At 30.2% G+C, this 8,395-nt stretch carries 12 protein-coding genes; 10 read left to right on the forward strand and 2 right to left on the reverse strand.

What is annotated here, in order from left to right; genetic code table 11:
• The first annotated feature begins 243 nt into the window (after window positions 1-243).
• The 7 genes from ES765_RS17425 (at window position 244) to ES765_RS17450 (ending at window position 2,951) form a co-directional block, all read left to right on the forward strand.
• Window positions 244-495, forward strand: a complete 252-nt coding sequence (locus ES765_RS17425) for a hypothetical protein (protein WP_138115628.1) — start codon at window positions 244-246, stop codon at window positions 493-495.
• A gap of 54 nt (window positions 496-549) precedes the next feature.
• Window positions 550-690, forward strand: a complete 141-nt coding sequence (locus ES765_RS21865) for a hypothetical protein (RefSeq protein ID WP_171017353.1) — start codon at window positions 550-552, stop codon at window positions 688-690.
• A 208-nt stretch (window positions 691-898) separates the two neighbouring features.
• Window positions 899-1,162 (forward strand): hypothetical protein, encoded by a 264-nt coding sequence (locus ES765_RS17430; protein ID WP_138115629.1) that lies wholly within the window; start codon window positions 899-901, stop codon window positions 1,160-1,162.
• 26 nt (window positions 1,163-1,188) lie between these two features.
• Window positions 1,189-1,704: a hypothetical protein gene (locus ES765_RS17435; RefSeq protein ID WP_171017354.1), complete on the forward strand. Its 516-nt coding sequence runs from the start codon at window positions 1,189-1,191 to the stop codon at window positions 1,702-1,704.
• A gap of 147 nt (window positions 1,705-1,851) precedes the next feature.
• Complete coding sequence (locus ES765_RS17440; protein ID WP_138115631.1) at window positions 1,852-2,151, forward strand: hypothetical protein; 300 nt, start codon at window positions 1,852-1,854, stop codon at window positions 2,149-2,151.
• 84 nt (window positions 2,152-2,235) lie between these two features.
• Window positions 2,236-2,640 (forward strand): hypothetical protein, encoded by a 405-nt coding sequence (locus ES765_RS17445; RefSeq protein ID WP_138115632.1) that lies wholly within the window; start codon window positions 2,236-2,238, stop codon window positions 2,638-2,640.
• 98 nt (window positions 2,641-2,738) lie between these two features.
• On the forward strand, window positions 2,739-2,951 hold the full coding sequence (locus ES765_RS17450) for a hypothetical protein (RefSeq protein WP_138115633.1): 213 nt from the start codon (window positions 2,739-2,741) through the stop codon (window positions 2,949-2,951).
• A 77-nt stretch (window positions 2,952-3,028) separates the two neighbouring features.
• On the opposite strand, the gene ES765_RS17455 is transcribed toward ES765_RS17450, so the two are convergent.
• Window positions 3,029-3,649, reverse strand: coding sequence for a recombinase family protein (locus ES765_RS17455; RefSeq protein ID WP_138115634.1), 621 nt, complete (start codon window positions 3,647-3,649; stop codon window positions 3,029-3,031).
• Window positions 3,650-3,830: 181 nt separating this feature from the next.
• Here ES765_RS17455 and ES765_RS17460 point away from each other — a divergent pair, with 181 nt between their 5' ends.
• On the forward strand, window positions 3,831-5,198 hold the full coding sequence (locus tag ES765_RS17460) for a DNA modification methylase (protein WP_138115635.1): 1,368 nt from the start codon (window positions 3,831-3,833) through the stop codon (window positions 5,196-5,198).
• Here ES765_RS17460 and ES765_RS17465 read toward each other — a convergent pair.
• Window positions 5,191-6,546, reverse strand: a complete 1,356-nt coding sequence (locus ES765_RS17465; RefSeq protein ID WP_138115636.1) for a hypothetical protein — start codon at window positions 6,544-6,546, stop codon at window positions 5,191-5,193. The genes ES765_RS17460 and ES765_RS17465 overlap by 8 nt on opposite strands.
• A 231-nt stretch (window positions 6,547-6,777) precedes the next feature.
• On the opposite strand from ES765_RS17465, the gene ES765_RS17470 reads away from it, so the two are divergent.
• Both ES765_RS17470 and ES765_RS17475 read left to right on the forward strand, forming a co-directional pair.
• Window positions 6,778-7,020, forward strand: a complete 243-nt coding sequence (locus tag ES765_RS17470; protein WP_138115637.1) for a hypothetical protein — start codon at window positions 6,778-6,780, stop codon at window positions 7,018-7,020.
• A gap of 518 nt (window positions 7,021-7,538) precedes the next feature.
• Window positions 7,539-7,829: a hypothetical protein gene (locus ES765_RS17475; RefSeq protein ID WP_138115638.1), complete on the forward strand. Its 291-nt coding sequence runs from the start codon at window positions 7,539-7,541 to the stop codon at window positions 7,827-7,829.
• Window positions 7,830-8,395 lie beyond the last annotated feature (566 nt).

Genomic DNA, 8,395 nt, shown 5'->3' on the forward strand with positions numbered 1-8,395 from the left:
AGGTAATTGAGTGAGAGATGAGAATAATAAAGAAGATAAATAAAGTGGTGTTGATAGTAAGAATTAGGAACGATACCACCACAGTTAAACGGGTAGGTTAGTAAGGTAATTGAGTGAGAGATGAGAATAATAAAGAAGATAAATAAAGTGGTGTTGATAGTAAGAATTAGGAACGATACCACCAGAGTTAAACGGGTAGGTTAGTAAGGTAATTGAAAGTTAATAATTAAAAAAAGTAAAAATATGTACGGATACGGAAGTCATTTTGATAAAAGATTAGAAGAAAGATTTGGTTGGGATTGGAAATTGTTGTTAGAGGAATCAAGAGGATTAAAATATGAGATGTTTAAAACATCAAAAGAGTTGGAAGATAAATACTCTGGTTTTGGTCAAATTATCAGAAACAACGAAACATCAATTCACATAGTGAGAGAACTTAATATTCTAATGATTAGAGTTGGGTTCGAGTGGAAAACTTGTTACCGAGTTTATTAATAATGAAAATCACCAAAAAAAGTATGAGTGATAATAACTAGTAAAAACAAAATTATGGAAACCTTTAAAATCAACATTATGGAAAACAAAAACGAAATAAATTTTTCTGAAATGGAAAGTTACAAACACCTAAATAACATCCTTTATGGAGTATGGGACGAAGATTTAGAAGAAGAAACTCTTTCCTTTTATTAAGTACAGGAATTAAGTAAGAAACCTCTGAAGGTAGGTAGAGAAACCTTCAATAGTTCTTTGACATAGTGGGAAGTAAGGGATGAGGACCACCTCTATAAAAAGGGATACCTACTTTCAAAAAATGGTAATCGGTGACAGAGATTATCGAATAAAATACAAGGTGTTAAAACCTAAATAAATGAATAGTAACAAATTAAATTTTTAAAACATGAAAACAATTGTAGTAAACTTTAAAGAACCAGTAGTAATAAACAAAGTAGTAAAAAATGGAAAATTAAAACTCTCCCTTAATTGGTACGGTATGGGAAAAGGTACTTCCATCATTAGTAAAACTTCAACCGGATATAATTATGAAGATGTCGGTTTTATTAAAAGAAACTTTAATGATATCGATAGGATGATATGGGAGTATGAATTACCTAAATCCTTAAAAATGGAAATAGAGAAACTCCCAATAACCAATAGAAGGTAAAAAATCAACAATAACAATGTAAATAAATGAATATAAAAAGTAAAAACAACATGAAGAATTTAAACAACGGTGTGGATATTCAAGGAATAGGAAACACAATCGATTTAGAAAAAGTAATGACCCTTTATACTTCCAGTTTTACGGAAGGATTTATGAAAGTATTGGAAAACTACAATACTCCCTTACAAGAGTTTGAAGAAGTTAACGAGGTAATTTCACCCGTTAAACAAGTGAAATCAAAACCAAAAACTAAACCAGTAAACGAAGGATTTAACAAATTAAAATACCCTTTGTTAAGAGAGAAATTGGAGAGTAGTGAAAGTGTAACATTTAATCCTAAATCACACATCAGAGTAAGAGATTTAAGATACAAATCAATTTATGATCTTGATTCTTTAAGTAAAAAGAAATGGGTTGAATATTTCTCGAAAGGTAAAGTTTACATTGACCAAGATGTAACTTCTTCAAAGATTTCACAGAGAATTCTATTTGATAAATCAATTAAGAAATTCTTTGGTAAGAAGGTAAGTACAAACCAATGAAGAGAAAAGTTTCATACTCCTCCAACCAAAAGAAAATATGTGGTTGGGGGTAGATATGGAAAGGTTAAGGGTTTCAATTTTTATCTTCAAAAGAATGAACGATTAAAACCTTTTGAGAGAAGGAAACTCCTCTCCGAAAGTGAAATTATGATTTCCAAATTGATAGATGAGGAAGTAAATAGAATGGGTTCGATTGAGAATATCGACTCTAATATTACCCTTTTAGATTCTTCCCATTCAGATCTTGAATTAATGGAAATATGGAACAACCTCTACCAAAACTATGGATATCGATTCGATAGATTTAAAGAAAAGTGGGAGAGGGATTCAATTGGTAAAATCAAAGATTTTGGAAATAAAAAAGATGAAACAAAATCGATCACTCCTTTGAAGATTGACTGGTTAGAGGAAAGAAAAAAGAAAATCAAGTTATATGATTTCGGTTAATAATTTCGGTTAATAATTTATAAAGATTAAGGGTAAAGGATTTCTCCCCCTATTGAAAGTGAGAACCAACAATTAAATAAAATTATGAGTTACAACAGAGGAAAAAATTGGAAAACGAATTCAAACACGAAAGTATTCGTAAACGGAATTGGTATGAATATGATTCATTACCCAAACGGGTTGAAATCTAATGAGGTTTTGAACAAGATGGTGGATAGAAATGAAACTATGTTCAAGGATTTAGAATTGAATACAAGGTTTGAAATTTCCCACTCGGATGGGTTATGGGAACTTACAATAAAAAACCCGAAACGTAATATTGGTATGGTATTGAAGGAAAACCAATATATGAAAAATCACCAAAAGGTATTTCTTTATCTAAGAAAGATTGATGGGGATGGTTGTCAATGGAAGGAAGATATAGAGTATGATATTCCAAACAATAAACTGGATAAGTTCATCTACGTATCATCTCAACAAATTAGTTAGGTTGATATAAGAAAATCAAGTTTTGTAATATGGTTTAACATTGAGGGTTAAGTGTTCTCCTCCTCTTTAAAGTGAGAACCAACAATTGAATAAAAATTATGAACGAAATAACATCAAGGAAGAAATTAGTAAATAAATTAGATAAACTTTTGTTAGAAAGGTTACCCGACTATGTCAGTGATGAATTAAAATGGATTAGAAAGGAATTTGGTGATGATGAGATATCTGAATTCTTATTAAGAGAAGATAACTATTACTTAAAAAATTCAGAACGGTTAAAACAATTAAATCTCATTGAAATTCATCACTAAAATGGACTGATTTTTTCGTCGAAACATTATACCGAATCCCACTCGTAATGAGTGGGAGTAAACGGTATTTTAATTAGTTAAACTAACTCATTTTGGGGTAGGTAAGATTTTCTAACCTTAACAATTGTTTTAGGAGATACTCCAAGTCTTCCTGAAATATCCCTAACGGATTTTCCCTTTTCCAAAAGAGAAATGATCTGTTTGGATTTTGGTTTGTTCAAAAATGTTTGAACGTTTTCGTTCGTTCCAACTTTTCTACCCAATTTACCTCCATTGATTACGTACATCTTCCTACCCATTTCGGTACGTTCCAAAATTTGTTCCCTCTCTAATTCATAAATGGAACTCATAACCGAGGTAATCAAATTCCAAATAGGGTTCTTCTTTCCGTTTACCTGTGATTGAAGATTTCCCATTCCCCTAACAACAACGTTCACTTCCTTTTCCTCTAACCAATGTAAAGTAGAAAGTACGTCTATGGTATTCCTTCCCAACCTTGAAAGTTCCTCAACAACTAATTCCTGAACCTTACCATCTTTGATCAAATCAGATAGTTGTTTTCCCTTCTCCCTATCATTGAACGGAACTTTTCCACTCACTCCCTTATCAAAAAGGACTAAATCATAATTATCCTTATCTAACTTAAATCTCTCTCCATCTTGGTTGATGGTGGATGTACGGTTGTATTTTACTCTCATGGTGTTTCCTTTTAATATTGAATATTAATTTACGGAAAATACCCGAGTCAAACAAGAATAATCAACTGTCTTACAGGGTTTTAGATGTGATACTTTTATTTACGGATAAAAGGGAATCGAGATTATCTCCTTAATTCTTAACCCATTTGCAAATCACAATTATTTGATTTATTTTTCCAATATGAAAGTTCTAATTTCCAAACTTAACCATCACCCTAAGAATAAAGAAATCTACAATCTTTCCTCAATTGAGGAATTGATGGATAGTATCTCTGAATTAGGACTATTACAACCGTTAGTAATTGATCAACATAACCAGATTATAAGTGGGAATAGAAGATTTGAATCCATCAAAAGACTAGGTTGGAAGGAAGTCACAGTTGAACTAAGAAACGTTAATGATGGTGAGGAAGAGATTTTATTGGTTCATTATAATAAACAGAGAGTAAAATCCTTTAGAGAAATTCTCAATGAATACCTTGTTTTGAAAAAACACTTCGAAGTTGGACAAGGTAAAAGAACAGATCTAACTTCTGTTCGTTCGAACAAAAGTTCAAATGGGAGGGATACTGTTTCAGAACAAATTGGAATATCGAGTTCTCAACTTGGAAAGTTATTATTCATACACAAACATCAACCCCATCATATTGAATTACTGGACAAAGGGATTCTAACGGTGAATCAATCCTATCTACAGGTAAGTAGGGAGGTTAAAGAATTTCAAAGTAGAAAGGAATCCAACATTTCAACTTCTAAGTCCCTTCCCAACACTTGGAGATTTTTTCATAAATCATCACATAATATGTGTGAAATAAAAGATGAAGAAATACAAACTATTTTTACGTCACCACCTTACTGGAACAAAAGAACATATTCAGAAAACAAAGGATTAGGGAATGAAAAAACATCGGAAGAATTTGTTGTTAACCTCTCTGAACACCTAAGAGACTGTAAACGAATCTTAAAAGGTACTGGAAGTTTCTTCTTAAACCTTGGAGATACTTTTTATAAAGGAAATCTTCAAAACATTCCACATAGAATCGTTTTAAACCTTCAAGAACAAGGGTGGATACTCAGAAATACAATCATTTGGTCTAAAACCAATCCCAAACCATCTTCCACTAAAACCAACCTGACTCCATCTTATGAGTTCATATTTCATTTAACTAAATCAATGGAGTATGATTATAATTCAACGTTAACTTCACTTAGTGAGAAAACAAAACCTTCATTACCTCCAAGACATCGTTCAACAAATGGGAATTATTCGGATTCGGTATCTCCATACATCCCAAGTTCTAAAGGGAAAAATATGGGAGATTTCTGGAATGATGAAATTGTAAGAACATCAGTGGCAAATCAAAAGTTGGACATCGATGGAGAACACCCTGCTCCATTCCCTGAACAAATAGTTTCATTACCAATTCTTCAAACTAGTAAGGAAGGGGAAACTATTCTTGATCCATTTTGTGGAAGTGGAACTGTTGGTAGAGTTTGTGATAAAATAAAAAGAAACTTTGTGGGATATGATACTCAAAAATTTATTTAACATTGAAATAAGACTTATCGATTGAATACGATTTTATCCTTTTATCTAAATCTGACTTTTTAGAATTAATAACGTCCTTTGTTATTCCTAAAGTAGAACTTATTTTAAAATTAATTTCTTCAATAGTTTCTTTAATTACTCTAGTGTTATGCCCATAATTCAGGTCTTTTTTATTATGTATTTCCATAATGTCACTAAGAGTAACTTCCTCAGTCGATGTCAATAAAAGTTTTATAATAGATACTCTAGTCTCATCAAGTGGTATAATTCTTTTGTTAAATATAAGTTTTCCTTTATCGATTATAATTTTATTTCTATTTCGATAATTACTTCTTAGTATTCTGTAAACAGGAATTGAAATAACAACTAGAAATAAAAACCCAATAAAATAATAAACTCTCTCATTATTGTAATAGACTGACCCTTCTCTGATTAATTTATCAAAAAAATCATCTTCACTGATTGTGATAAGTTTGATTTTGGTTTCATTATCATTCTCTGTTACAAAACAGTAAAAAACCCCGTCCATATAAAAAGAATGCATCGAGGACACTATTTTTTCCTGAATAGGTTTTTTCTCGTATGTTTTCAATTGATTGTTAACAACATCTAAAAGGTATAATGTATTACTTTCATCAATGAAAATCTGTTTATTTTTATAAGGGATAAAGTGCTCGAATTCTGGTAAATTAGATTCCAACGATCCTAAATTTTTCCAAGATTTCTTGTTCGATTCGAATTTCCATACCTCCTTGTTTTCTATAAAATTTAAAGGATTGAATTCATCTGTGGAAATACCTCCGTAAACATAAATAGTATTCTTATCAACAGTAATAATTGAACTATGTGATCCTTTTGGAAGTACATCACTACCCTTTGGTGGTATTATTCTCCAATCCTTAGTGGTTTTATTAAAATAGGTGAAAAAATTCCGATGTGACCAAAAACCATAACCACCATACCTATATATGGTATCATTATATGGGAAAATCGTGGAACTGATTTGCATCCTATGGTCATATGATTTATCTATCCTTGATATTTTATCATTCTTTAACCTAAAGACCAACCCTCCTAAAGGATGTAAAAAATAAACTTGGGAATCTATATTAATTATTGGAAATTTTAAATTAAAATCTTTTTTGGGGTAACTTATTTTAGATTTTGATTTTTCCTTTAATGTAGTTAAATCGATAATTGATAGACTATCGTTTGAATAAAAAACAAATAGTTCTTTATTTTTTTTATCCACAAAGGTGTTTTCCAATGTTTTCAGTTCACCTAAATCAATTGATTGAGAAAAGGAATTAAAACTCAAAATAAGAAACAGGAATAATATTTTTCTCATGTATTGAATTAGATAGATAAACAGATGGATATACTTCCGAATAACCATTATACTCTCCAATGAAGGGATATAATATAAAATTTAAAATAACCACCAAAATAAGAGTTTCTACTTTAAAATCATAGATAAATAGATGAGGTAATATTAGTTGCAATACGTTGTATCTAGTTTTTTAGTGTGAAAAACAACAATATTCGTTTTTTTACCCAAACCATTTTAAATATAACAAATATGAAATTAGTATTGAAAACAACTATGATTTTATTATTTATCACAATGATTACTTCCTGTAAGGACAATTCTACAAAAAAGGAAGACAAACCACTTCCATCACTTTGTGAATGTTTAACATCTAAAAAATCTAGTTTTAATCAAGGAACGGAATGTCGGGAAGTATATAAAAGGAAATACGGGACATCTTATCCGGATGCTCAACTAACAACTAATGATTATTTTGATTGTGGAGGAAACTAAATAATTTAAAATTATAATCTATTCCTTTATCTATTATCTGTCAAATTAAATAAAAAATAAATTTATGAAGAATTTAATAATCTTATCAGTATTAAGTTTTTGTCTAACATCCTGTATGTCGGACGAGTGTGAATTAGATGGTTGTGAAAGAAAATCAATTGGATGGGAAAACAGTTTTAGGTGTGCTGAACTAGGATACTCAGCTTGTAAAATATACGATTCAGGAGGATATTGTTCAAAAGCTCATGCATTAGAGGATTTATAAATCTTATTTTGTCTTAATTCCAAAATTGTAAATCAACAGATTCAATTAATACTAGAATTTACTATCATCAATCATAATAGTATATTCTAGATGAACTTGATTAAAAACGTGTTATGTAGTTCAAAAAATGTGAGGAAAAAGTTAATGAAATGACAACTTCCGAACAACGAGAATGGAATATAGAAGTTGTTAAATGTGTTAATCCTATTCCGAGATAATACGTATTATTTTAAAATGTTCTAAATATTTTTATATGGCAAAAGAAAAATGTCCGAACTGTGGTCAGTTCAAATTTGAGGAGTCAAGGGGATTTAGATTAGGATGTGGTGTTGTTCTCACATTCGTCGTTCCGTTTTTATTATTTCTCGCTCCTGGAAGTGCACAATCTCACGGTGGATACCTTGACGGGAGTGCTTTGCCAACACTTGTCATTGGTTCGGTTTCTATTGGGGTTATTTTAATTTCGTTATATTTTATTTTTCCTCCTAAAACTAGATTATTTAAATGTGAGAATTGTGACTTTCAACAACATTACGAGAAGTAATAATAGTTGATGAATAATGACCTTACATACTACTTAGTAAATGATTTATTTTATCATACGAAACAGTCTTATGAATAGTTTTAATTTTAATGGAATAGGAATTTTATTCACTTTTTAATCTTTATTCTGTTTAGGAGAAAGTGAATAATAACAGACAAAATGAAGTTAATCATAAATTGGGATTAATTGAATACATCATGTTTTTCTCTTAACGTAAGATATCTTTTATCCTTTTAATAAACATAATTTAATCAAAATGAAACATGTATTTTATTTTTTTAAATTAATTTTAATATCAACTCTTTTCTCATGTTCTAATCGTGATGATCATGATGAATATATATCAGAATTGAAAAACATTTTCAATTTAGAGTGGTCAAATTCGGGAGGAAATCAAAGTGGAAATTTGACAGTGTAGTCTTCCCCGTCTTAGGACACCTCTAAATTCGATAAATAATTATTATTTAGGTCAGGTTTGATGAAGAATTTAAATTCTTCATCAAACCTGGGCATACACTCTTTAGGTGATTTATTACCTAAAGATTTATGTGGGTGGTTGAAGTTAT

The sequence above is a fragment of the Maribacter sp. ACAM166 genome (assembly GCF_005771495.1).
Taxonomy (GTDB): domain Bacteria; phylum Bacteroidota; class Bacteroidia; order Flavobacteriales; family Flavobacteriaceae; genus Maribacter.